This is a genomic window from Aquiflexum gelatinilyticum (genome assembly GCF_024813435.1).
Lineage (GTDB): Bacteria > Bacteroidota > Bacteroidia > Cytophagales > Cyclobacteriaceae > Cognataquiflexum > Cognataquiflexum gelatinilyticum.
Genome location: NZ_JANAEZ010000006.1, coordinates 187951 through 213531 on the forward strand (window position 1 = coordinate 187951; position 25581 = coordinate 213531).

Annotated in this window: 15 protein-coding genes; 6 read left to right on the forward strand and 9 right to left on the reverse strand. The window is 38.6% G+C overall.

Features of this window, described 5'->3' with window-relative positions:
* Window positions 1-136 precede the first annotated feature (136 nt).
* Entirely contained in the window at window positions 137-1150 is a 1014-nt protein-coding gene (locus tag NK987_RS14550; protein ID WP_259264435.1) for a Kelch repeat-containing protein, read from the reverse strand.
* 674 nt (window positions 1151-1824) lie between these two features.
* On the opposite strand from NK987_RS14550, the gene NK987_RS14555 reads away from it, so the two are divergent.
* On the forward strand, window positions 1825-2763 hold the full coding sequence (locus NK987_RS14555) for a hypothetical protein (RefSeq protein WP_258424143.1): 939 nt from the start codon (window positions 1825-1827) through the stop codon (window positions 2761-2763).
* 215 nt (window positions 2764-2978) lie between these two features.
* Here NK987_RS14555 and aspS read toward each other — a convergent pair whose 3' ends face one another.
* On the reverse strand, window positions 2979-4739 hold the full coding sequence (aspS, locus tag NK987_RS14560) for an aspartate--tRNA ligase (RefSeq protein ID WP_258424142.1): 1761 nt from the start codon (window positions 4737-4739) through the stop codon (window positions 2979-2981).
* Window positions 4740-5040: 301 nt separating this feature from the next.
* Between aspS and NK987_RS14565 the strand changes: the two genes are divergently transcribed.
* A complete protein-coding gene (locus NK987_RS14565) occupies window positions 5041-6315 on the forward strand; it encodes a peptidoglycan DD-metalloendopeptidase family protein (protein ID WP_259264436.1) in 1275 nt (424 codons plus the stop codon).
* A 368-nt stretch (window positions 6316-6683) separates the two neighbouring features.
* Here NK987_RS14565 and NK987_RS14570 read toward each other — a convergent pair whose 3' ends face one another.
* Genes NK987_RS14570 through NK987_RS14585 form a run of 4 tightly spaced genes read right to left on the reverse strand, consistent with a single transcriptional unit; the run spans window position 6684 to window position 14864 of the window.
* Window positions 6684-9047 (reverse strand): OmpA family protein, encoded by a 2364-nt coding sequence (locus NK987_RS14570; protein WP_259264437.1) that lies wholly within the window; start codon window positions 9045-9047, stop codon window positions 6684-6686.
* A 2-nt stretch (window positions 9048-9049) separates the two neighbouring features.
* On the reverse strand, window positions 9050-10024 hold the full coding sequence (locus NK987_RS14575; RefSeq protein WP_259264438.1) for a PorP/SprF family type IX secretion system membrane protein: 975 nt from the start codon (window positions 10022-10024) through the stop codon (window positions 9050-9052).
* Window positions 10025-10036: 12 nt separating this feature from the next.
* Complete coding sequence (locus tag NK987_RS14580; RefSeq protein WP_259264439.1) at window positions 10037-14335, reverse strand: DUF7507 domain-containing protein; 4299 nt, start codon at window positions 14333-14335, stop codon at window positions 10037-10039.
* A 19-nt stretch (window positions 14336-14354) separates the two neighbouring features.
* Window positions 14355-14864: a hypothetical protein gene (locus tag NK987_RS14585; RefSeq protein ID WP_259264440.1), complete on the reverse strand. Its 510-nt coding sequence runs from the start codon at window positions 14862-14864 to the stop codon at window positions 14355-14357.
* A 465-nt stretch (window positions 14865-15329) separates the two neighbouring features.
* Here NK987_RS14585 and NK987_RS14590 point away from each other — a divergent pair, with 465 nt between their 5' ends.
* A complete protein-coding gene (locus NK987_RS14590) occupies window positions 15330-16766 on the forward strand; it encodes an aldehyde dehydrogenase family protein (RefSeq protein ID WP_259264441.1) in 1437 nt (478 codons plus the stop codon).
* Between the two features lie 68 nt (window positions 16767-16834).
* Window positions 16835-17932: a P1 family peptidase gene (locus NK987_RS14595; protein WP_259264442.1), complete on the forward strand. Its 1098-nt coding sequence runs from the start codon at window positions 16835-16837 to the stop codon at window positions 17930-17932.
* A gap of 13 nt (window positions 17933-17945) precedes the next feature.
* Here the strand turns inward: NK987_RS14595 and NK987_RS14600 are convergent, their stop codons facing one another.
* The 3 genes from NK987_RS14600 to lysA all read right to left on the reverse strand — a co-directional run bounded on the left by NK987_RS14600 (window position 17946) and on the right by lysA (window position 23021).
* The gene (locus tag NK987_RS14600; RefSeq protein WP_259264443.1) at window positions 17946-19475 is read right to left on the reverse strand and encodes a cryptochrome/photolyase family protein; all 1530 of its coding nucleotides are present in this window, start codon (window positions 19473-19475) and stop codon (window positions 17946-17948) included.
* An 18-nt stretch (window positions 19476-19493) separates the two neighbouring features.
* Window positions 19494-21404, reverse strand: a complete 1911-nt coding sequence (locus NK987_RS14605; protein ID WP_259264444.1) for a T9SS type B sorting domain-containing protein — start codon at window positions 21402-21404, stop codon at window positions 19494-19496.
* A 384-nt stretch (window positions 21405-21788) separates the two neighbouring features.
* The gene (lysA, locus tag NK987_RS14610) at window positions 21789-23021 is read right to left on the reverse strand and encodes a diaminopimelate decarboxylase (RefSeq protein WP_259264445.1); all 1233 of its coding nucleotides are present in this window, start codon (window positions 23019-23021) and stop codon (window positions 21789-21791) included.
* A gap of 196 nt (window positions 23022-23217) precedes the next feature.
* Between lysA and NK987_RS14615 the strand changes: the two genes are divergently transcribed.
* Together NK987_RS14615 and NK987_RS14620 are read left to right on the forward strand one after the other, a co-directional pair.
* Window positions 23218-24891 (forward strand): sensor histidine kinase, encoded by a 1674-nt coding sequence (locus NK987_RS14615; protein WP_259264446.1) that lies wholly within the window; start codon window positions 23218-23220, stop codon window positions 24889-24891.
* A complete protein-coding gene (locus tag NK987_RS14620; RefSeq protein ID WP_259264447.1) occupies window positions 24888-25580 on the forward strand; it encodes a response regulator transcription factor in 693 nt (230 codons plus the stop codon). Before NK987_RS14615 ends, NK987_RS14620 begins: the two co-directional genes overlap by 4 nt.
* Window position 25581 lies beyond the last annotated feature (1 nt).

Consider the following 25581-nt stretch of genomic DNA (forward strand, 5'->3'; position numbering starts at 1 on the left):
ATAATTAGGAATTTTGATAAAAGGGAGAAGTTACATACATCGGCTCATAACTGAGGTTTAAAGTAGAAAACAAAAATAATTCAAAATTTATTTGCTTAACTACACATAAATATATCTGGATTTTCTCTTGATCTAGTTAGAAACTAGGGCGATCATATCGATAAACATTTCTTGTCGGGTTTCCCCAAATGGTCGGAGGAATAGCGTCGCCGCCACCAATATATGCTTTACCTTCTATTGTAAAGGCAAAAGACCGATATCTATATGAAAATCCCACTTCGTCTACTTCGGTCCAAGAGTCATCCTGAAAATTATATTTCCAAACTTGCCTACCTAACGTTACAAATCCCTGGTCATTGAATGAAAACCCTGAAGTAAAACTTAAGGCCATAGGGAAATCATTTTTTCTATCCCATGAATTTTTAGTGCTATCGTACATCCAAACCCCAAAACTACCTCCTCCACTTAGGATTATTTTATCTCCTACAACTGTGCAGGCCATTTTTAACTTGGGTGAAGATGGGCCAAAATCAAGATCCTCCATTTCTTCCCAATCATCTTGGATTGGGTCATACCTATAAAAATCGGAAAAATTAGGCTCCCAAGGTGTATTTTGATCATTACCCAAACCTAAAAAAATGTATTTACCCACAGAAAACATTACGGAAAAATCACGATTCTTTCCAGGGAATTTTTTTCGTTTGGTCCATAAGTCAATATTTGGGTCATATTCCCAAAAGTTATTATTCTCTGATTGGGTATATAAATATCCTTTTTCCGAACTTCCTGTTACATTACTGGTTGCTAACAATGGAACCTCTAACTGTTTACTTTCCCAGTTTAAGGTTTTTGTTTCGAAAACCATAAGTTCATTTTGTTCTGGTGCATCCTTTAGAAGGAGGAAATAGGCCTTTGATCCGATCACAAAGCTACCTGTGTAATTCACGAAATTATCAGGTGCATCATTTGAGACCATTAGCCATATATCTTTAATGCAAATTTCTTCTTTGCCAATGACTTGATAGTCGGCCATTCCCAATTTTATCGAAGCTTTTGCTTCTGGAAAAGGAACAACAGGTGTTATTACCTGCAGCATTGTCCTATTACCTCCAACAAGTTTTGCCGGTTCTCCATTGAAAAAGACTTCCATTCTCGACCAATTTGGATTGAAGTGCTTCCCCTCAATTTTAACCGTATCCTCAGTAAAAGTACACATGTTATAGGAAATGATCTCAGGTGGAGTCAATTTGAAAGACTTTCGGGATGTATATCTGAAATTAAATCCTATTACTTGAATGCTAGAATTTCCTGATTTTAAGGCTTCTGGGACGATGAACGAGATTTCATTTGGCTCAATTTTGATGATATTTGTATATTCTTCACCAAAAAGTATCGTGTAGAAGTCAATCTGCTCCGGATCTAAATTGGTTAACCGCATTCTAATTGTATCACCAAAAGTCCCAGTTTCAGGAAAAATGCTAAATGCTTCCTGAGGTAATAAATCAGCAGGTTCTTCGGTGGTACAGGCCAATCCTATCCAAAACAATAATATGATTAGAATAGTAGGAAAACGAAGTAAGACCATGAAATTGTTTTTTACCAAAGAAAACTACTTTTTTCTACTTTAGGAAATATATAATTAGGCAATTTTTTTAGAAAAAAACCTGCATTAATTTAAAGCTAATTGATATCGGATTTTAAGTGCATTTTTTCTTGATTTGGAATAATTGAAGTGCCTTCACGAAAATTCTCAAGTGATTATTTTAAAAAATTAATGACAGTGAACTTATTGTTTTATTCTATACCTTTACCTAAAACTTAATTATGAAGAATCGTTATTTTCTATTTTTTCTTTTTCCACTTTCTTGTTTATTCATAGCTTGTGAAAAGGAAGAGCCCCGAGTTAGTATCGGACCTAAAATTTTAATAACAAATGTAGATGCTAGTTCCAACCTCTTTGTTGAATTTTCTGCGCAATTTATTGATTTCGGGATTCAGCCGATTTTAGAATATGGCTTTTTTTATTCGGATTCTGATGATTTGGACTTTGAAAATGCCGATTGGGTGAGTAAAAAAGGAAAGCCGGGGAAAGAATTTAAATTGAAAGCAACGCACTCGATGCTTTACGGAAAACAGTATAATGTTGTTGCTTTTGCTATGACTGCTGATACTGTGGTGTTTTCACCTTTTGTTGCCTTTGTTTCTCGCGGAACAGTTGGTTTTATCTTAGATAGGATTGTAGGACCTTCTGAGATTTATTTTGGGGATACCCTAACTTTTTTTGGACGAAATATTAGTAAGAATCCCGCTAATTTTTTTATTTCTGCAGATGGATCTACTGAAAGTAAATTGACAATATTAGATATTAAAGAGGACTATTTCCGGGCAATCTTGCCTTCTATGTTTTCAACTTATTATATCAAAGAGAATGGATTCATCCGGTTCAGTTTTGATATCAGCGGAAAGAACATTCAGACCGAATGGCCTGCCAAATTCAGAGAACCTATTTTCAATTTGATTGAAAACCAAAAGGTAAGTATAGAAGGAGAAGTTACAATTTTAGGGGATTATTTGGATTCAGATATCAAAATGGTAAGGTTTGCGGATGAACCTTATTTTGATGTGGAAGTAGTTGCTTGGGAAAAAACGAAAATAGTGTTCAAAGCCAAACGTTCTAAACCAAATTTGTATGAATCCATTTCAATAAATGTAAGACGAAAGAAATATGATTTGGAAAATGTGTATTCTTATCTGGTCCCTTAAGAATTAACCCTTAAGTTGAATGTCATAGTCAATCAAGATCAATTATGTAATTTTTGGGTTTGATCAAGCATTTCTTATTGTTTAGATTTGAAATATTTCGATTGAGGCTATGTTCAAAAATTTAAAATTGATTCTAGTCGCTTCAAACATCCATATCTAATAGCTCTTAATCAAGAAATAAAAAATCCCGATTTTTCAACCGGGATTTTTGAGTTTTATTTTTTCTCTGACAATGAGACCTTGATGGAGAGTTCTGTCAGCTGTTCATCAGAAATCGTACTTGGTGAATCGATCATGACATCCCTGCCGGAGTTGTTTTTTGGGAAGGCGATATAATCCCTGATGGAATCTGATCCACCAAAAATGGCACAAAGCCTGTCAAATCCAAAGGCAATGCCTCCGTGTGGCGGTGCTCCAAATTCAAACGCTTCCATCAAAAATCCAAATTGCTTTTGCGCTTCAGCTTCAGAAAACCCAAGGTGCTTGAACATCAATTGCTGTGTCGTCCTATCATGGATCCTGATCGACCCACCTCCGATTTCAACACCATTGATGACAAGGTCATAGGCATTTGCCCGAACGGAACCCGGATCAGTTTCCAAAAGCGGAATATCTTCTTTCTTTGGAGAAGTAAATGGATGGTGCATGGCATGAAATCTGTTGGTCTCCTCGTCCCATTCGAGCAATGGAAAGTCAACCACCCAAAGTGGCTTGAACACATTTCTATCCCTCAATCCGAGTTCTTCACCCATTTTCAGCCTGAGTTCTGATAGTTGTTTTCTTGTCGATTTTGCATCGCCACTCAAAACCAAAATCAGATCTCCAGCCTCAGCACCCATCTTTTCGGCCCAAGCTATCAGATCCTCATTGGAATAGAATTTATCTACAGTTGACTTGAAAGTTCCGTCTTCGTTGCATTTGACATATACCAATCCTTTGGCTCCGATCTGTGGTCTCTTCACCCAATTGGTCAATTCATCAAGTTGCTTTCTAGTGTATTCACCTGCGCCTTTAGCACAGATTCCTACGACAAGCTCTGCCTGATCAAAAATGGAAAAACCTTTTCCTTGAGCGACGTCATTGAGTTCTACAAATTTCATGTCAAACCTCAAATCCGGTTTGTCATTGCCATAACCACTCATTGCTTCGGCGTAGGTCATTCTTTTGACTTCTTCCAATTGTACACCTTTCACATTTGCGAAAAGGTGCTTAGTCAAACCTTCAAAAGTATTAAGGATATCTTCCTGACTTACGAAAGACATTTCGCAGTCTATCTGGGTAAACTCAGGCTGTCTGTCCGCCCTCAAATCTTCATCTCTGAAACATTTTACGATCTGAAAATACCTGTCAAAACCACTCACCATCAGCAATTGCTTGAAAGTCTGTGGAGATTGAGGCAAAGCATAAAATTCTCCAGGGTTGACACGGCTTGGAACAACAAAATCCCTTGCCCCTTCAGGAGTGGATTTGATCAAAACAGGCGTTTCCACTTCGATAAAGTCCTGTCCATCCATATATTTTCTTGTCTCCTGCATCATGCGGTGCCTGAGTTGGAGTTTTTCCCTGACCACATTTCTTCTCAGGTCAAGATATCGGTATTTCATTCTCAATTCATCGCCGCCGTCTGTTTCGTCCTCAATGATGAAAGGAGGAACTTTGGATGGGTTCAAAATCTCGAGGGAATCCACTTTGATCTCGATATCCCCGGTACTCATTTTGTCATTTTTGGAAGTTCTTTCCAGAACAGTTCCTTTGGCTTGGACTACAAATTCCCTTCCTAGAGAGGCGGCTTTTTCAAGTAGCGATTTGTCAGAGGATCCCTCTTCAAAAATCAGTTGGGTAACGCCATATCGGTCTCTTAAGTCTACCCAAATCAATCCGCCTTTATTCCTGACCCGCTGCACCCAACCCGAAAGGGTTACTTTTTGATGTACATCTTGTATCCTTAATTCTCCGCAAGTATGTGTTCTAAGCATGATAATGAATGGTATTTTTTGAAGTGGACAAAGATAAACAAAGCTTGGGGACAATTCTAAAATGATCAAGAAGTTTGAAAAAACTTTTTATTTGGCAAAAAAACAGATGTTTGGTTGGATTTTCTACAATATCAGCGAGATGAAAAACAAAAAAATGGCATTTATATGAAATACCAAATTGTACTTCACGTTGATTAGTATAGTCAAAATATTAATTATGACTTGAAAAGTTGTAAATAATTTGGATTTTGAACCAAATTTAAATTTATTTGGGAGAGTACGATATTTCACCCCTGTAAACATGAACAAAAAATTAACTTTTACTATCTCGACTTTGCTGGTTTTTGGCACTGTGTACTATTTTAGTCAAAAGCAAAAAAATGAACCTGAGATTACCCAAGAAAAAATTGAATTGGTAGAACAGAAGAAAGAAGATCAGATTCTCTATGGTATCAATGTTAATGAATTGGATGTGGTAGAGGGCGTAGTCGGTAAGAACCAAACATTGTCAACTATTTTGGCTCCATTCAATGTCCCTTATCAAATCATTGACGAAATCGCCAGAAAATCGAAGGACATATTTGACGTCAGAAAGATTTCTTTTAACAAGAAATTTACCGTGCTCTCATCTAAAGACACAGCATTGGCTCAGTTTTTTATATATGAACCCAATCCCGCTGAGTTTGTGGTTTTCAAATTGGATGAAGGTGAAGTGTATAAAGAAGAAAAACCTGTTGAATTCCGCAAAGTAGAAATCGGAGGAACCATAAGTAGCAACCTATATGTAAATATGACCGAAATAGGGATTGGTCCTGACTTGATTGACCAATTTGCCGATTTGTATGGTTGGGCGGTTGATTTTCAAAGACTTCAAAAGGGTGACAAATTCAAGGTATCATATTCTGAAAAAGTTGTAGAAGGCAATGTGATAGGAATAGGAGATATCGAAGTGGCATATTTTGAGCATATGGGAGTTTCTTACCATGCTATCCCCTTTGAGCAAAATGGAGAAAGAACGTTTTTCGACCAAGAAGGAAATAGCTTCAAAAAAGCATTTTTGAGAGATCCTTTGAAGTATTCAAGAATCAGCTCAAGGTATAACCTTAATCGTTTTCACCCGGTCCAAAAAAGATATAAAGCCCATCTTGGGACTGATTATGCCGCCCCGACCGGAACGGAAATCAGATCAGTGGGAGATGGAACCGTAGTAGAGGCAAGATACACGAGCGCAAATGGGAATTTTGTTAAAATCAAGCATAACGGAACCTACACCACCCAATACCTTCATATGTCCAAAATTGCAAAAGGAATGAAGCCTGGGTCAAGAGTTAAACAAGGTGAAGTAATCGGATATGTAGGGAGTACCGGATTGGCGACCGGACCGCATCTTTGTTTCAGATTTTGGAAAAACGGCAAACAGGAAGATTGGTTGAAAGAAAAAATTCCACCATCGGAGCCAATTTCACAGGAAAACAGGATGGCATTTGAACAGGTAAAAATGGAAAAAATGAGACAGATAGCTGCTATACCTTATATTGATTCAAATCAAAAACTTGTTGCCAAAGTAAATCCTTGACCTTCGCCCTATTATAAAGATTTCACTATCCGGGAAGCTATGCCTTCCCGGTTTTTTTTTGATTTGAAGTGAGAGGTAAATTTTTCTTGGCTTCCTTTTTGATATTGGGGATTATTCATATCCATCTTTTCCTTTTGTATAATGAAATGAGCTACCCTAATGTTGGAATTTGAAAGAATTTACGAAGTTTAAAATCAGGTCCATTTGGGATTTAATTTTTGGTGTAAAACAGAAAGAATTAAATTTCAAATAAAACTAAAGTCTCATATTATCGAATCAGCATTCCAAAAGGAGGAAAAAAAAGGACCTCCCAGAAGGAGGCCATTTTTACTTATCTATCTCGCAAGTTTAAAAAATAAAATCTTGAATTATTTATTACCCTTAAGGTGAAGTTCTGTACGTCTGTTTAATTGATGCATATTTTCAGTGCAGGGAACGGTTCCGCAGTCGTTAATTGGTTGCGATTTTCCAAACCACTTGAATTCTATTCTATTGGATTCTACACCACGTTGGACCAGGTATTCTAAAACTGCTTTGGCTCTTCTTTCTGCCAGCTTCAGGTTATAATCTTCATTTCCTCTTTGGTCAGTATGGCCGGCAATATAAAGTTGAAGGTTTTTCAGTTTTTTCATCGTCAGTCCTACCTTTTCCAAATCTTTCTCATGCACGGCTCTGATGGTAGATTTGTCAAAGTCAAAGTAAACCACAGGAATCGAGTTCATTTCATTTTGAATTTCCTCAAACAGAGAGTTTTCGTCGCAAAGATCCTTCCCTAGCAAAGATGCTGGTAAATCATATTCTTTGTTTGAATCGCTGAATGCTTCCAAGACCAATTCACTTCTTCTATTCAATTGATGCTTCAACTCAGGACAAGGTATACCGTCACCACAATCATTGGTTAATTTTTCTTTCCCATACCAATCAATCCTAACCCTGTTTTCAGGTATTCCAAATTGCGAAAGGTAATTTTTAACTGCTTCGGCACGCTTTTCACTCAATAACATGTTGTACTTGTCAGAAGCCCTGGAGTCCGTATGAGAGGCCACGGCTAAGTCAAGGAAGTCATATTTGGTCATCAGTTCTGCGATTTTATTGAGAACCGGTTCTGCATCTTTCCTGATTTTAGCTTTGTCAAGATCATAGTACACGATATCCACCATGACAGGGAGATTATAAGGTATCTTGACAAGTTTATATTCTCTTTCCAAAACATCATCTTCCAAACCAATGGTAGAAAGTGTACTGTCATAGATGCTAAAATATCCTTTTTTACTGATTTTAAGATTAAAATTACTTTCAGGTTCTAAATCGGCCAAAATTTCACCCTTTTCATTTCTGATTGAGGTGATCATTTCCCCACCTTCTTTATTGACTAAAGCCGTATTGAATGACTCGCTGATGATCTTGTCATCACAATCGATTACCCTTGCAATCAATTTCTTGAAAAGATCCTCTATCAGGTAAATGTCATCTAATCCCATTCCGCCAACTCTATCAGAACTCAGGTATCTTTTACCATCTTTGGTAACAATGTACCCAAAATCATCTCTGGGAGAATTGTAAGGCAATCCCATGTTTTGGATATTACTGAATCCAGAGGAGGAAATGTCTGCTTTGAAGATATCCATACCTCCCAAACCAGGATGTCCATTAGATGCAAAATATAAAGTGGATCCATTAACAGATGGGTATCGTTCGTTTTTTGGAGTGTTGATTTCTTTGCCAAGGTTAACAGGTTCACTAAAGTTAAGGTCCCCATCATAAGTGACAAAATAGATATCAAAGCCGCCTACCCCTCCTTCCATGTCAGATACAAAGTAAATTCTTTGATTCTCCTCGTCTACAAAAGGATTCAAAACACCATATTCAGTGAAATTATTTAGAGGAAAGGGTTTAGAAGAAGATAATGTTCCATCCGATCCGATTATGCTGTAGAAAATTTCCGAATGAAGGGTAAATTCTCTGCTTCCTTTGATTTTATTGACATCTCTAAGTACAGAATAGAAAACGAGATTTTGGCTTTCCATTAGGCTTGGATCACTGATGTGGAGGGCTTCAGGGAGATCCGACACCAATTTTGAAAGTATGCTGTCCTTATCATATTTATAGATTCCAAAGAAAGACCTGTCATTAAAGCTGCTTTTTTCGGAACTGTAAAGATTACTTTTTGCATCCAACCGGATACCTTTTTTGTTTGTAGGGATAACACTACCTCTATCGCTTGAGAAGAACTTGGAGCCAATCTTATCTACTTGCAGTCCAAAATCGGACCCGTCGCTGTTGATTCCATTTGCTTGGACTAATTTGACATTGACCTTCTTTGAGGACATGCTACTGATCAGATCAAAGTCCAGCTCGGGAAAGTCACTCTCATCAAAGGAAGAACCTTTAAGCATTCCGCCAATTTGGTCTGCTTTTCCAACTTTCATAGCTGCATTTAGGTAATTGGAATAATCCGATCTTTCAGCTTCTGGATTGGTGATTACCTTTTCCCACCATGTAAAAGATTTATCATACTCTTGGATTTGGCTGTAAGCTTCTGCAGCATTTCTTGCTGTAGTTATTTTTTGGTTTCTGCTATATGCCTGTTCGTATATTTCTGCTGCATGCTGGAAATTCTCCAAATCTTTTTGTTTATCTGCATAGCGCAAAAGTCTATTCTGGGCGTCCGAATGGACAGGAAAAATTCCAATAAGTAATATCAGGGAAATGATATAAAATATTCTTCTCATGATCAGAACCATCTTGGATTTTTCATTGTGACTTTCCTCGGGGATAAATAAAATCCAACAGAAAACTCATGAGAATTATTTCTGGAATTTTGTAATGCATTTAATGTTTGATCATAGGCATACCCAAATCTTACTTTATCTGTGGCAAAAACTTCAACTATAAAAGCTACAGCGTTTCTTCTACTGATATCACTTTCAAGGTTTTCATTCCAGATATGCATATTTGTCCTATAAGACGCACCCAACCATAGCCTGTTCATGAAAAGGAACATCCCATTTAGGTCAAGGTTGGTTGGAGAACCTTTAACTTCTTTGATCAAAAAAGAAGGTTTGAATTCAATGGCATCTGTGATTGGGACCATTGCACCGGCAGTCAGGAAAAAATGTAAGTCGTGAAGAGAAAGCGAAATATCCTGTCTTTCCAAGGAATTCTTTCCAATCATATTGAAAGCACTTAACCCTGCATAAAATCTGGTATTGTGATAAAATAGACCCACGTTCATGTTTGGGCTGTAGAGATTATTGATTCCCTCTGGGATTTCCACGTCATCCTGATCGATTGGATTGAGCATGTCCCCGTCTAGTTGGTATTCAGACACCCCAGCGCTTGCTCCAAGTGCAAGAAAAGATTCTTTGCCTGTTTGGATTCTGTAGGAATAAGTTAGTAATCCGGTGGTTGTTCTTGTAGGCCCGATCTGATCTGACAGTACTGATACACCAAATCCCATCATTCCTTCATTTGCACTCAAATCCGCTGTAATCGTAAATGTCCGTGGGGCTCCCTCAAGATTTACCCACTGATTCCTGTATGTACTTTGTATGTATCCTTGGTTTTTATATCCCGCATATCCTGGATTGATATGCAATCCATTGAAAATATATTGGCTGAACTGTGGCAGCTGCTGTCCATTTCCCGACTGAATAGCCAAGATGGCTAGCAGTAGGGAGAGTCCAAATATTTTATGGTATCTTTTCATTTTCAGCGAGATTTACTTTTTGATAACCTGGATCCAACCTTTGAACTCGTGTACTTTACCTTCAGAATCTGTTCCTCTGAACACAAAGAAGTAAGTACCACCAACTATACCTTCTGCACTCCAATCATTGTCATAATTGCTGTTTTCATAAAGATGATCGCCGAATCTGTTTAGGATTACAATTTCTCTTTTTGCAAATTTTTGTGATCCTTTGATGACAAATCTGTCATTTTTCCCATCATTATTTGGCGTGATTACATTTGGGATAAAGAATAGATTGATTTCGTTTGAATCTTCTGCGGCATTGTTGTCAGGATTGGTATCATCTTCATCAGAAACAACCGTTACCCTGTTTACAATACTCAATGGACTTCCGTTGATCAATGCGTTGGCTTTTACCTTGATATATATTGTCAATTTTGAATTGGCAGGGAAATAAGGAATGGTGTAGGTTAGCTTTGTTCCTGTCAAGTCTGTGGACACGTTGATGTCCGTGGATGTAGAAATAAAGCGAGAGCTTACATAGGTGATTCCGTTTGGAAGATCATCCACCACCACTACATTTGTTGCATCAAAGCTGCTTGAATTGGTTACATCAATTTGGTATTCGAATTCATCACCTTCAAAAATTTCGGCATTGTTTGAAGTTTTTGTGATGCTCATGTCTACCTCTGAATTGACCAATCTGAAAGTCACAAAAGCTTCATCGCTGTTGGTTGGATTCAGGGATTCTGTCAGGATATACTTCAGTCTGTATTCCCTAGCTTCATTTACGCCGGGGATTAGGCTCAATTCACCATCTCCTGTAGTCAATAGACCGATGATGCCATCAAGTTCAACGAACTCAAAGTTGACATTATCAGGTGTTACGGGTTGTCCATTAAGCAAATCATTAGAAAGGATATTGCCCAATACACCGCCGAAATCCAAAGCATGTGTTCCAAATTCGTCGTCATTGGCAATAATCTCATTCTTGGATCCCACGACTGTAACCGAATCAGTTGAGTCTACCTCATCTCCATCAGAACCTGTAGTTGAAACCAAAACAGTATTTAGTATGGTGCCTGAAATAAGGTCTTCCGCTTTTACGGTATATGTAGTTTGGAAGGATACGGTCTGACCTGGAGATAAGCTTGGGATAATTTCATCCATTCCTGTTAGTGGATCCACCACAGAAATATTGGTTAAAGTTGTATTTCCGGTATTGGTAACTGTAATGGTATAGGAAATTATCTGGCCAACTTCATTGAATGTTTCAGTTTCGGTGGATTTACTTACTGCAATGGAATCTATCTTCTCAAAAACTTGAACATCATCGTCAGAAACTTCAATTTCATTTTCTGCAAAGTCACCTTTAACTGTAGCTACGTTTGTAAAAGAACCAAAGTCGATGTCCTCTTGCGTCAATACATATTCAGCTGAGAATGTGGTACTGTCTGAAGCTCCTGGGGCTAAAATTTCAATCGGGCCTCCTGCTACAGTTACTTTTGGATCTACAAGTGTGATATTGGTGTAGTCTACATTTCCGGTATTGGTTACTGTGAAAGTGTAGACAATTTTGTCTCCGGCATTTGTGATATTATTACCATCTACATCGACCAATTTGCCTGACTTTTCGAATATTATAGAGCAAGTATTGACATTTACTGTTACCAAAACTCTTGGACCTGTACAATCTGAGGATGAGCCTTCAGCAACCCAAATTTGAACTGTTCCAGTATCATTGGAATCAATCTGATATCCTTGCAATGCTTCTCCTCCTTCGGCTTGGGTAAAGAAAAACACATCATATTCACTTTCGCTACCTTGATTACTTGGAGTGATCAAGGTATTTAGATTTGGAATTTCTTGTCCTTGGCAATAATTGTAAACAGCTCCCTCAGCTACAGTTGGGCTTGTGGTAACGATTGAAACTTCAATATTAAATTCGAAAATACAATTGCTTGAATTCACAGGAATACCAAAGTAGGTACCACTTGTAGCTGGGAAAGGATTTGAAGCCGTAAATTCATTAGAATTATTTGGATCTATGCCATCAAAGAACCTGATTCCCACTGGGAATGAAATAGCAATGCTGTTGAAAGGAATACCCTCCTCAGGATTGATGTTGCAAAAGGAGAAACTGTCAAACAAATCCACTTCTCCGCAATTTGCATTCGCCCATTCTGTGGCACCAACAATTGGGATAATAAGCGGAGTCTGGATGGGTTCACCTTCACAATCTCCGTCCAAAAAGCCTTGGGTAAGTTGGATACCGCTGAACTCACTTTGTGATATTTTTCCTTTTCCGGAAATTGAGCCTCCAACAGAAATGAAAGCGTCACAGTTAGGATTTGAAAGAATCAAACAATCTTCAGTGGCTTTTAACTTAAAGGTAATTCTTGCCAATATGGAATTGATATCTTCCAAAAGGGGCAATTCTCCCAACTCCCATACAATTGAACCTGTCGCACCTAGGTTAGGATCAAAATAAGGAGCCTTTACAGTGTTTGGGGAAAAGAAAACTTCAAAATCAGCACCAACAAAAGTTGAGGTAAATGGAATAGGTATAATCACTTTTCCATTTTCAATTTCTTCAGTACCTAAATTTCTGATATCTAATGTATATTCAATTTCCTGACCTGGCTGAACAGTAGGATTTTCCGTTGCAGGTTCACCATTGATGGTAGCAACCTGGTTCAAACCCTGTATATCCGGTACATAGGCATCTACCGAAAAGGCTATGGAGTAAATATTGTAGATATCAATGTTTGAACCATACCTAAAAGAGGTTGAAGTTTGTCCATTTGCAATGATAGAATTATTTGGGTTTGGTACATTCCACATTGCTATGTCAATACCGGTATTATTGTCCAATTCAGGATTTCTTGGGTTTGCGATTAAATTTCCATTATTGTCGCTTACAGGAGTGTATATTGAAGAGTTAAAGAAATTATTTGTTTCATTCAGGGCATGATTCAACCTCACCCACTCAGTATCTGCAGCATTTCTGATTTCAAAGTAATCACCGAACAAACCTCTTTCCCCTTCACTTGCCATAACCCCTAGTTTCAAATTTACAGGGCCATTTTGAACGGCATTAAACCCATCGATCAATAATTCTCCATTCACAGCAACAGAATCCCCTCTAGTCCTTATGAATGAATAACCATCAAATACCGTAACATCTCTCCATTTCATTTTGGAGTTTTCATAAACGACTACTATTCCCCAATGACCAAAATAACCAACACTACCTCCGATACCGTCTGTAAGTGCCAAATCTGCGACTGTGTATTCTCCTAGGCCTTGACTTTTGATAAGTTGGGTGACGTCAGCATATCCAACATACATATCATTCAATTCACCTTGAGGGTAAAGAATGTTATTTGAGGTGGCAATAATTTCTTGGTATTCAGATGTTGCAGGACCTTTTATTTTAATTTTTCTCTTATCCAGGTTAACAAATACGGGTACCTCAGGTACAAAAACGCCATTTGAAGTGATCCTAATAAAATTTTGATTTGTCCTATATGCAGCTAATTCTTCGGTTCTTGAAACAATCCTCTGCATCCTATCTATTTGCAAGGTGATTTCTCCATCATTTATTGTGATAGGATCAAATGTTACTGTTCTGATATTTCCATCTGTAGTTACAGTTTGATTGGTAAGGGTGGTCATTGGACCACTTGTTCCGATCCTGTATCTAGCCGGATTGTTATTTGAGTTTGAAAATTCAAACTGGTAAGTATTTCCTCCTCGTCTTGAAGTGAAGGTGTATCTTGGAGACCTATTTCCTTCAGATCCAATTCGGGAAATTGACATCAAATAAAAAGAATTGGCAATTGAATCATTGTGATTTGCTATTTGAATCTGATTGGTAACTTGTATTGGTTGGCCATCTTCATATCTGGAAATGACATCGAAATTCATTCCTAGTTCAGGATTTGCCCTTCCTGACCAATAAAGTCCCGCATAAATTATTTCTGAACAATTTGGGTCTGCATTGTTTTCTCTTGAAAAAACCAAAGTCGAAGATGAGGAATTGACAGTATTGGGATTGTTATCCACATCCACGTAGATCATTTGATTTCCTGAATTGTCAATCTCTTCAGGGTTAGCAAGAGTAAGATTGGTATTACCAATAATGGTAAAATCACCCCTGAGTTTGAATATGTTGTTTTCAGGTGCCGGATTTCCTACTCTATGTTTGAATGGAACCCTATTGTCAGTCTGAGCTGAAATCTTTCCCGAGAAAACGCCTGTCAACAAGATCAAAAACAAGTTGGTCAAGAGCGCTTTTTTGAATGAAAATTGGAAAAATGCTTTCATGGTTTTATCTGTTTTAAGATTAAAAATTAGAATTGATCTGGAACAAAAGAATGACATCGCCTTCTTCATTTCCGGCTACCATCTTTTCGACCTCTTCAGATGTCAATGGTACCTCAGAATTGATAAGAATGTAGACGAGATTTGAAAAACCTTCCAATTCACTGATATTAATTCTTATAGCAGACTTTTCCGTTTCATGGTTCAAGTTGATCTGCAAAAGCTTGACAGTTCGAAAAATATTGTTTCCTGACTTTAAAGACGAAAGGGAATTTGTGTTTGAAGAAACTTTTTGAGGAAAACCCTCTCCAATAAGTTGTGTCTTTGAATCAGTTAGAATAACTGTAGCAACATTATCATACACAAGACTCTTTAACAAATCTGTGTTATTCTCTCCTTCTTGTTTCATGAATTCTTCAAGCAAAAGTGCTTTTTGAGCATGAACTTGAGTAAACGACAAGAGGATTAGTGTAAAAACCAAAAACAAACAGTTACGGTTTTCTTTCTTGGAGATTGTAAATAATGTAATCATAGCGAGATATTAAAGTAAACAAAATGGGTAGGCAGTTGAGATAGATAAAGCCTGAATTAAGCGAAATGGGTGACAAGGGTGTTGTTATTACCATTTAACTGCTGTAAAAATACAATTATTTGATTTTCATTTCCTAATGATTTTCAAAAAATATTTTATAAAATGCATTTTTATGCATTTATATGTTTACTAAACGCTTAAATTTCTGTTAATCATTAAAAATTGAAAAATAAAAAAGGGGTGATCAACCCCTTTTCCTTTTTGTCTTTTTTTCATCTTTCAACTGCTGAAGGTATTTTTTTATAATCTCCAGCCTCTGATTGTCTCCCAAACTGAATTGAGGAACAATCCTTTCCAAGCTCCATTGCATAATCATTGTTTATTTTGGCTTATTTTACGTAGCCAAAAAAGATTTGTTTTTTCGGATTCGTTCTCTGAAATTGATAGATATTAAAGCCAAGGACCATGCAACAAACCCAAGAACTTGAATTAATAGATTCCCGGCTAGAGGATATTTTCTTGATTCAAAAGCAACAGGCGATTAAGCTTCGGAATAGCACTGCTTCACAGCGGATTGCACTTTTGAAAAGATTACTTGAATGGATCAATAAAAATCAGGAAGATATCCGAAAAGCTGTCCATGCCGATTACCAAAAGCCTTATCCGGAAATTGATGTGACGGAGATTTTTCCTGTATTGATAGAAATCAACCATGCAATCAAGCATCTTGAACATTGGATGAAACCGAAAAAAGTGGGAACTCCCTTGATTTTCCTTGGTACAAAAGCATACGTTCAATATGAACCAAAAGGAGTCAGTTTGATCATTGCTCCTTGGAATTATGCTTTCAACCTAGCTGTAGGCCCCTTGGTTTCTGCTATTGCCGCAGGGTGTCCGACCATCGTCAAACCTTCTGAAATGACACCACATACCTCCGCCTTGCTAAGGAGGATGATAGCTGAAATTTTTGACACACATACTGTGGCTGTCATAGAAGGAGGAGTGGAAGTCTCACAGATCCTTTTATCCAAACCCTTCGACCATATTTTCTTTACAGGAAGCCCCGCAGTCGGCAAAATTGTCATGAAAGCCGCTGCTGAGCATCTTACTTCCGTTACACTGGAATTGGGGGGAAAATCACCTGTTTTGATTTTGGATGATGCCGACCTTAAGGATACTGCGGATAAAATCACGGCTACCAAATTTCTGAATTGTGGGCAGACCTGCATAGCCCCGGATTATATTTTGATCCCGGAGAGGTTGAAAGATGCCTTTGTCGAAGAAATGAAAAAAAGCATTGAAAAAATGTATGGCTCCAATAAAAATGGAATTGAGGGTTCAAAGGACTATTCCAGAATTGTGAATGAAAGCCATTTTAAAAGGATACAGCATATTCTTTCCGATGCCAATCTGAAAGGAGCCAAAATCGAATTTGGTGGTAACTCAAACGGTCAGGAAAACTACATTGAACCCACCATTCTTTCCCATGTCACTTGGGAAATGAAAGTCCTCCAAGAGGAAATCTTTGGACCGATTCTTCCCGTGGTGACTTATGACAATCTAGATGGTGCGATCTTGATGGTCAACCAACAACCCAAGCCTCTGGCTTTTTATGTGTTCTCCAAGAATAACGAAAAAATCAATGCCATTTTCAATGAGACTTCCTCAGGGGCGGCATTAGCCAATGACTGTGCCGTACATTTTCTTCACCGGGAACTTCCCTTCGGCGGTGTCAATAACAGCGGCATTGGCAAATCTCACGGACATTTTGGGTTCTTGGCATTCAGCAATGAAAAGGCTGTTTTGAAGCAACGTGTTGGTTCCGCTGCAGTTAATCCTTTGTTTCCCCCATTTACTTTGGCGAAAAAAAAACTGATCAAAGGCATCCTCAAATGGCTTTGATTGAAATAAAAAAACCTAAAACCCATATTTTGAAAAATCCACAGGTCTTAATTCTTCTCCTTATATATATGGTGATACAATCTTTTGCTTTTGGGCAATCAAGGCCTCGCGATTTGGGCATCCTTATCGGAGTGATGAATCCTGGAAAAGAAAATGCCATTACCGATGTCTCAGGGGTCAAAGTTGGTCATGAAACATTGGATAAGGGAGAAAATGTGAGAACAGGCGTAACAGCAATCATTCCCCATCAGGGTAATCTGTTCCAATCAAAAGTTCCTGCTGCTGTATTTGTTGGAAATGGATTTGGCAAACTTGCAGGAACTACCCAAATCGAAGAATTGGGAAATATTGAATCCCCTATCATCCTCACCAATACCTTGGGTGTAGCAGCAGGGATCGAAGGAGTGGTAGCATATACTTTGTCGCAACCCGGAAATGAAAATGTACAATCAGTCAATGCAGTCGTCGGGGAGACCAATGATGGATACCTTAATGACATCCGGGGAAGACATGTGAAAACGGAAGATGTGCTTGCTGCCATTGCACAGGCCAAAGAAGGTAAGGTTTTGGAGGGAAATGTCGGAGCTGGAACGGGTACGGTATGTTTTGGATTCAAAGGCGGAATCGGAACTTCCTCTCGGAAATTGCCCGAATCATTGGGCGGATACACGGTTGGGGTTTTGGTGCAAACCAATTTCGGTGGGGTATTGCAGATTGACGGTGTTCCGATAGGGGTGGAATTAGGCAAATACAGTTTTATGGAACATATGTCTTCTGTTGACGGATCCTGCATGATCGTAGTGGCAACCGATGCACCTGTCAATGAAAGGAACCTTAAAAGAATGGCACAAAGGGCCATGATGGGATTAGCCAAAACAGGCGGAATCGCCTCCAATGGTTCGGGAGATTATGTGATCGCTTTTTCCAATTATCGCGGCAACTTGATTTCTCATAATTCCCCATCCCTTGAACTCCAAAAACCCACTTACTTACAAAATGATGACATGAGTGCTCTTTTTCTCGCCACCATCGAGGCGACCGAGGAAGCCATTATTAATTCACTTTTTGCAGCGGAAGACATGACAGGAAAAGAGGGAAGACAAATAAAGGCTTTGACAAAAGAAGAGATAATGGAGATTATGAAACGGTATAATAGGATCAATTAATTCTTTAGAAACATTATAGTCCATCAAGTTTTTCCAAATATTTCTCTGCCTGCTCCAGGATTTTGGATTTGTCTTTCATCTTTTCCCAGGTCTTGTAGGCCATTCCTATTCTTGGATTCTTGGCTAATTTGTCTTCATTTCTATCGTAAAAATGCCAATAGAGGCTGTTGAATGGACATGCGTTTTCACCTATTTTGAGGTTTTTGTTATAGTGACAGCCCTTGCAGTAATCACTCATTTTGTCAATATAATTGGCGGAGGAAACATAAGGCTTGGTACCCACTATACCTCCATCTGCAAACTGACTCATGCCTCGCGTATTGGTGATTTCTACCCATTCGATAGCATCAATATAGATCCCCAAATACCACCGATCCACCTCATCAGGATCTATTCCTGCTAATAGGGCAAAGTTTCCAGTTACCATCAATCTTTGAATATGGTGTGCATAAGACTTTTCTAAAGACTGTCCAATGCTATGTCTCATACAATTCATTTTGGTCTTACCTGTCCAATAGAATTCAGGCAGTTTTCTTTCGTGCCCAAAGAAATTCAAAGTCGCATATTCGGGCATTTTGGCCCAATAGACTCCGCGCATATATTCCCGCCAACCGATAATTTGCCGGATAAATCCTTCGACTTGGGCGATGTTGATCCTGTCCTGATTTGCAAACCAATACTGCTCTACTTTTTCCACCACTTCAAGCGGGGAAAGCATTTTGGTATTCAAACTGAAACTGAGCCTGCTATGAAATAAAAATGCATCTCCCGTGTACATTGAGTCTTGGTATTCGCCAAAACTGTCCAAGAGTTTTTCACAAAAGTAATCGAGAACTTGAAGGCTTTCCTCCCTTGTAACAGGCCAATCAAAGTTTTTCTCATCTATACTGCCAATCGTTTCCACACCCATAGTTTGAACTAACCCTACAATTTCACTTGCATTTTTTGGAAAAACCTTGGGCGCTTTGAGAAGCAAGGGGTCACGGAATTTGTTGCGGTTGTCTTGGTCATAATTCCACTTTCCTGTCAAGGGATCACTTCCTTCCATCAAGATGTTGTATTTTCTTCTCATTTCCCGATAAAAAGTCTCCATCAAGAATGTCTTTTTTCCTTTAAAAAAAACTCCTAAAAATTCTCTTGTAGTCAAAAAGTGCTCTGAATCGAAAAATTGGGAAGAAATAGAAAGAGTTTCAGTGAACTCCTGAATCTGCTTGTCCAGACGAAATTCATCTGGCAAAAGGTATTCAAATCTGTTGAAATTTTCCTTTTCTATCAGAAATGAAAGATTTCCAGTAAGACTTTGAGTATTGTCAGGATGGTCAAGATTTAAATATGTGACTTGATGACCTTGGTTTTGAAGGGAATTTGCAAAATTTCTCATGGCTAAAAAGAATCCGACCACTTTTTGGATATGGTGGCGGACATAGCCTGTTTCTTGTTTGATTTCCATCATGACATAGGTCATGTCAGGATTTGTTTTTTCAAACCAAGAATGCTGAATATTGAGTTGATCGCCTAAGATCAGGCGTAGCGTTTTAGACATAAATGATGCATGGAATGATTACCATACACCGTTTGCCACCATTTTGTTTTCTCTAATAAGTGAAACGGTACCAGCTTTTTCGATCATTTCACCGTTCGGAGTCTGAAAGCTGACTTTGTACACGTAATTGCCGCTTGGCAATAATTGACCATTCAAAGTTCCATTCCATCCTTCATTGCTTTTAGAACCATTCGAAAAAATCATTTCTCCCCATTTATTAAAAATATACATTCTGTATCCGCTTATTCCTTTTGTTTCAGGCTTGAACACATCATTTAATCCATCACTATTCGGAGTAAAAGCATTCGGCATCATCAGGTATTCGCTGACTTCATTTACTTTTACTTCCTCTTTCTGAACAGAAGAGCAACCAAATATATCATACGCTTTTAAAACCACCTCAAATTCTCCGGGCATCTTAAACACATGGATTGGGTCTTTTTCCAATGAAACAGTTCCATCACCAAAACTCCACTCCCATGCGATGAATTCCTCTGAAATTTTACTTTCAAATTTCAATTGGTCATCTACCAATATTTCATCTTCTGTGTTCAATTGAAGTTTTTTGACATCAAAACCAAGCCTGTCTTTAGCAGCGATATTGCTGTAGTCGACAAAAATCCTCTCAATTATCTTGCATCCATTCGCGTCAGTCACTTCCACAGAAAGTTCTCTCTCTGTCAAAAATTCGATTTCCTGTGTGTTTTTATCAAGGTTCAACCATTTGATTTGATAAGGGGCTTTTCCGCCTTTAATGCTAACCCAAGCTACTCCTTTGGTAGCATTGGTTTCACAGTTGACATCAACCGTTGTTTCAATTTTTGCAGTAAGTTTTTCAGGTCCGGAAACAGTAAAAATTTTTGTAATCTCGCAGCCTAGAGAATCTGTGACTTTGACACTGTATTCACCTGAGGTCAGATTTTCAAGGTCTTTTTCTTTGGAACCATTATTCCATAAAAATGTATAAGGGGCGATTCCCCCTTGGATATCAAGCGATATTTTACCTGTTTCTGCATCGGCACAAAACAAGACCTCTGAAATTTCAGCAGTGACAGTCATAGGTTCGGAGGCTTTTAAGGTATAGGTTCTGGAAATGGTACATCCATTTGCATCTGTCACTGTCAAAGCATATTCTCCTGCTTCCAAGTCGGTGATTTTATCTGAGGTATTTCCATTAGACCAAAGGTATTGAAAGGGTGCCTTTCCTCCTGAAGCAGTGACTTTGATGGCGCCTTTAGGCTGATTGGAGCAGGATATATTTTCAATTTCCTCCTCTAGCTGTATGGCTTCCATGATTGATTTAATCTCAAAGTAAATCGTCTGATGACAGTTGAATTGGTCCGAGACTTTCACAAAATAAGTGCCTGATGGAAGGTCTTCTGCATGAAGTGTATTTGTCAGGCCATGGCTCCATTCGATTTTATAGGGTTCACCCCTTCCCATTTTGATGTTAATCTTGGCTTCTCCATCGGAATTGTTGCAGGTTACATCTATGGTTTCGGCCATCTCGATGATCAATGGAAAAGGCGGCTGAACCACTATTTTCTCTTTGATCTCATGACCTGCACTGTCTTTGATCCAAACGGTATAGGTCCCGGAAAGTAAACTGTACCTGTTTTGTACAGTCTGCAAATTGTTCCAGACAAAAGTATACGGGGGAACACCGCCAGAAACATCAAGTAGGATGTGGCCTCTATCGGCATGAGAACAGAGTGCCAATTGACCGCTTACAGTTACAGACATATCGCCGGGATCGGGAGTCCCACTCTGGTCCATAATTCTAAACACATTACCATCCAGGGCGACAGGTCTCCTTATCTTGCTGTACAAATGCTCGAGATAGATTCCTTGTGACAGTGCAATATGACTCAACCCCTGAAAAAAAATCAGGAAAATCAGGGTTTTAAAGAGTCTTCTTTGCCAGTTCATGACGTACTATTTTTGACCTTTACAGCGCTCTTTGACCATGGGATTTTGTGGTTGAAAAGCAAAAATCTGTTTTTGGTAAATAGAAATATTATTTTATGTTATTTGAATAAAACAAAATGATATTTCTGTCTTTGGGTGATTGGATTTAATAAAAGAAATTTTATGCTAAAAAACCAATAAACAGAATCCCAGCTTTAGTAATCAAAAGCTCCTTCAATGGGCTGTTTTACCATCAATTTCAAAAACTTAAAGAAGACCTGCTTTTTTTGCGATGTGAAGTGAGATAAAAAAATTTATAAAAACCTGAAAAAATTAAACCCCAAGATCCAAAAAATAAAAAACCCGACTTTTTTGAGTCGGGCTTCTATTTTGAATCGGGTTTTGTTACAATCCAATATCGAGCTGATGTCTCAGGATATCGTCGAAAGTTTCTCTTTCTCGGATGAGATTTGCTTTGCCATTTAGGATCAAAACCTCAGCAGGACGGAGTCTTGAATTATAATTGGAAGCCATGCTGTACCCATAAGCACCTGCATTTTTGATTGCCAAAATATCCCCTTCTTGTACCTCTTTAAGTTTTCTGTCTGCTGCGATGGTATCCGTCTCACAGATGTAGCCGACGATGGTATAGATCCTTTCGAGTCCGTCAAGTTTTGAAATATTCACCACCCCATGATAGGCATCATACATCATCGGGCGGATCAGATGATTTAGTCCCGTATCCACTCCGACAAAAGTGGAGGCAGGTGTTGGCTTGACCACATTGACTTTTGCCAAAAGATAGCCTGATTCGGATACGAGAAATTTCCCGGGTTCAAACCAGATCTCCAAATCAGTTCCATATTCTTTGCAGAAAGCTTTGAAGGCCTGAGAAACTTTGGCACCGACTTCCTCTATATCTGTGGAAATATCATCCGGTTTGTAAGCTACTTTGAAACCGCCACCAAAATCAAGGAATTTCAATCCTTTAAATTCTCTTGCAGCATCAAAAACAATATTGGCTCCCCTAAGGAAAACTTCAGCGTCCAAAATATCTGATCCGGTGTGGATATGAAGACCAATAACATGGAGGTTATGTGCTTCCACAACTTTGAGTACATGCTTCAACTGAAGAATGGAAATGCCAAATTTGCTATCTATATGACCCACTGATATTTTCGCATTTCCGCCTGCAAGAATATGTGGATTGAGTCGGATGCAAATCGGAACTTTATTTCCAAAGTATGTGCCGAAATGCTCCAACATCGGAATATTGTCAATGTTGATCATTACGCCTAGGGCGACTGCCTCTTGTATTTCTTCAAAAGAGACACTGTTAGGAGTATACATGATCTCATGAGGTTCAAAACCGGCATATCTACAGAGTTTGACCTCCTCTACAGAGACGGCATCCACTCCCGTTCCCGCTTTTTTCATCAATTTCAGGATATTGATATTGGAAAGCGCTTTGGTGGCATATTTGATTCTTAGGTTGACTCCTGAAAAAGATTTTTGCAAAAGCTTGACTTTTTCAAGGATTTTCTCTCCGTCATACACATAGAGTGGTGTGCCATATTCCTGTGCCAAATCGATCAAAGAAACTCCCTGAATCTTAAATTGCTGGTCTTTTACTTCCATTTAACTAATATTAAGCCCCAAAGATAAGGATAGAACTACAATAAAAAAGATTGAAAATTGGCTCCTTTAATCTTCTTTGATTGAAATCCGTTAGATTATTTTCAGAGTTAAATTATGTTAAGCCCATCCCTTACCACCCAATAAGGCATAAATTTGCAGCATGTCGAGTTCTCAGATGAAACTGATTATTATATTGATGTCCATTTCCAGCCTTGGTCTGGTGGGCTTCCAATACTATTGGATCAGGAATGCGCTCCGTATCAATGAGGAAAGATTTGAGCAGGCAGTCTACCAATCATTGGCCGCTACGGTCAATCAAATGGAAAAAGGAGAGACTAGCGATATATTTTTAAGTTACCTCGCAAAAGACACCTTGCTTCAACAGTCCCTCACCCAAAAGATCGAACCTATAGTGGTGCAGGTAAGGCAAAGGCCTAATTCCCGAAGAAGACCTTCTGTAATGGATACCTTGCTGCAACAGCCGATTCCACAGATCAGCCAAAGCTTCAAAAGGTTGATTGAGGCTAGGGGATTGGATATTTCCATCATGACAGATTTGGATAATTTCTTTACAAACCTTACTCCTGAGATTGCCTCTTCCATGTTTACACCTGATGAGATGGAAATACTCTTGCAGGAGAGGGAGCGACAGTTTCAATACCTCAATCAAAACGAGAAAATTTTCAGAAGCCGGTACGGGATTGTCCGTGACGGTGAATTTGAAGAGGAATACAACATTCCTGTAGATGCTTTGGAAAAAATCCGAAGCGCAAACCTAAAGATTGATTTTATGAACAGGGCTTGGGAAGAATTGATCGGTGAAAAGGACATTCTTGCCAGGATGGATACCGGACAGGTAAGGATGTTAGTCAAAAATAACCTGAAAGAAAAAGGAATAGAACAGTCCTTTGAATTGGGGATTCTTGACAACAATGGGAAATTTTTGCCGATTACCAATTCAGCTGATTCATTCTCACTGATGAGCTCAAGGATGCAGGCAAGATTGTTTCCAAGTGACATCATCTCTCAAGAAAATTACCTCTTAGTCAATTTCCCTAACAAAAGGGCTTATGTCTTTCGACAGATTTGGCTCCCGGTACTCAGTTCAATCTTGTTTATTGGTGTGGTGATTTTCTGTTTTGTATATGCCATAAGGGTGATCATAAGACAAAAAAATCTTTCTGAAATCAAAAATGATTTTATCAACAACATGACCCATGAATTCAAGACCCCAATTGCGACGGTCAGTCTTGCTGTGGAAGCTTTGCAGGATCCGGACCTGTTGAATCAGGAATCCTTCCGCAAGCGATACCTCAGCATCATAAAGGATGAAAACAAAAGATTGGGAGGACAGGTCGAAAAAGTTTTGCAGGCAGCCACTTTGGAAAAAAAGGAATTCAGCTTGAAATTGGAATATGTCAACTTGATTGAGTTACTGGAAGATGCCAAATCCCAATTTGAATTGCAGGTTGAAAATAAAGGAGGTAAAATCACGCTTGAAAATGAAATTGGAGACCCATATATGATGTCTGATGCATTTCATTTGGCACACATCTTCAATAACCTTCTCGATAACGCTAACAAGTACTCCAAAGAAAGTCCTATCATCCATATCAAAGTTTGGGATCAAAATGGATATGCTTTTGTTTCCATTCAGGACAATGGTATAGGCATGTCCAAAGAAGTGACAAAGAAAATTTTTGACAAGTTTTATAGGGTTCCCACAGGCAATGTACACGATGTAAAAGGCTTTGGGTTAGGATTATCTTATGTCAAAACCATCATAGAAGCCCACAAGGGTGAAATCACAGTAAACAGTGAACCAGGAAAAGGAAGTATATTTACCATCAAACTCCCCAAGACACCATGAGTAAACCAAAACTATTAGTAGTAGAAGATGATCCGAATCTAGGGGATATCCTACAGGAATACTTGACCATGAAAGGCTATGAAACCACCCTTTGCCGTGACGGAGAGGAAGGATGGTCCAAGTTCAAAAAGGACAAATACAGCATGGCCATACTTGATATCATGATGCCAAAGAAAGATGGATTTACTCTGGGCAAAGAAATCAAGAAAGTACAGGAAGACTTGCCTATCATCTACCTGACAGCCAAAAACCTCAAAGAAGACATCATCGAAGGTCTCAAGATCGGTGCGGATGATTACATTACCAAGCCGTTCAGTATGGAGGAATTACTACTCCGAATTGGAGCTATTCTAAGGAGAACTCAAAAACAGGAAGAAGTGACGACTTTGAAGCAATACCGTTTTGGGGAGTTTGAACTCCACTATGATGAGCAATACATCAAAGGCCCATCAGGCATCCACAAACTCACTTCCAAGGAAAATGAACTGATCAGGCTTTTGGCTTCAGAAATCAACAAACTGGTAAATAGAAGTCATGCCCTGAAGCAGATTTGGGGAGATGATTCTTACTTCAATGCGCGAAGCATGGATGTGTACCTCAGCAAAATCAGGAAAATCCTCAAAGACGATCCCAAAGTACAGATCATCACGATCCATGGGGAAGGTTTCAAAATGGTGGTAACAGACTAAA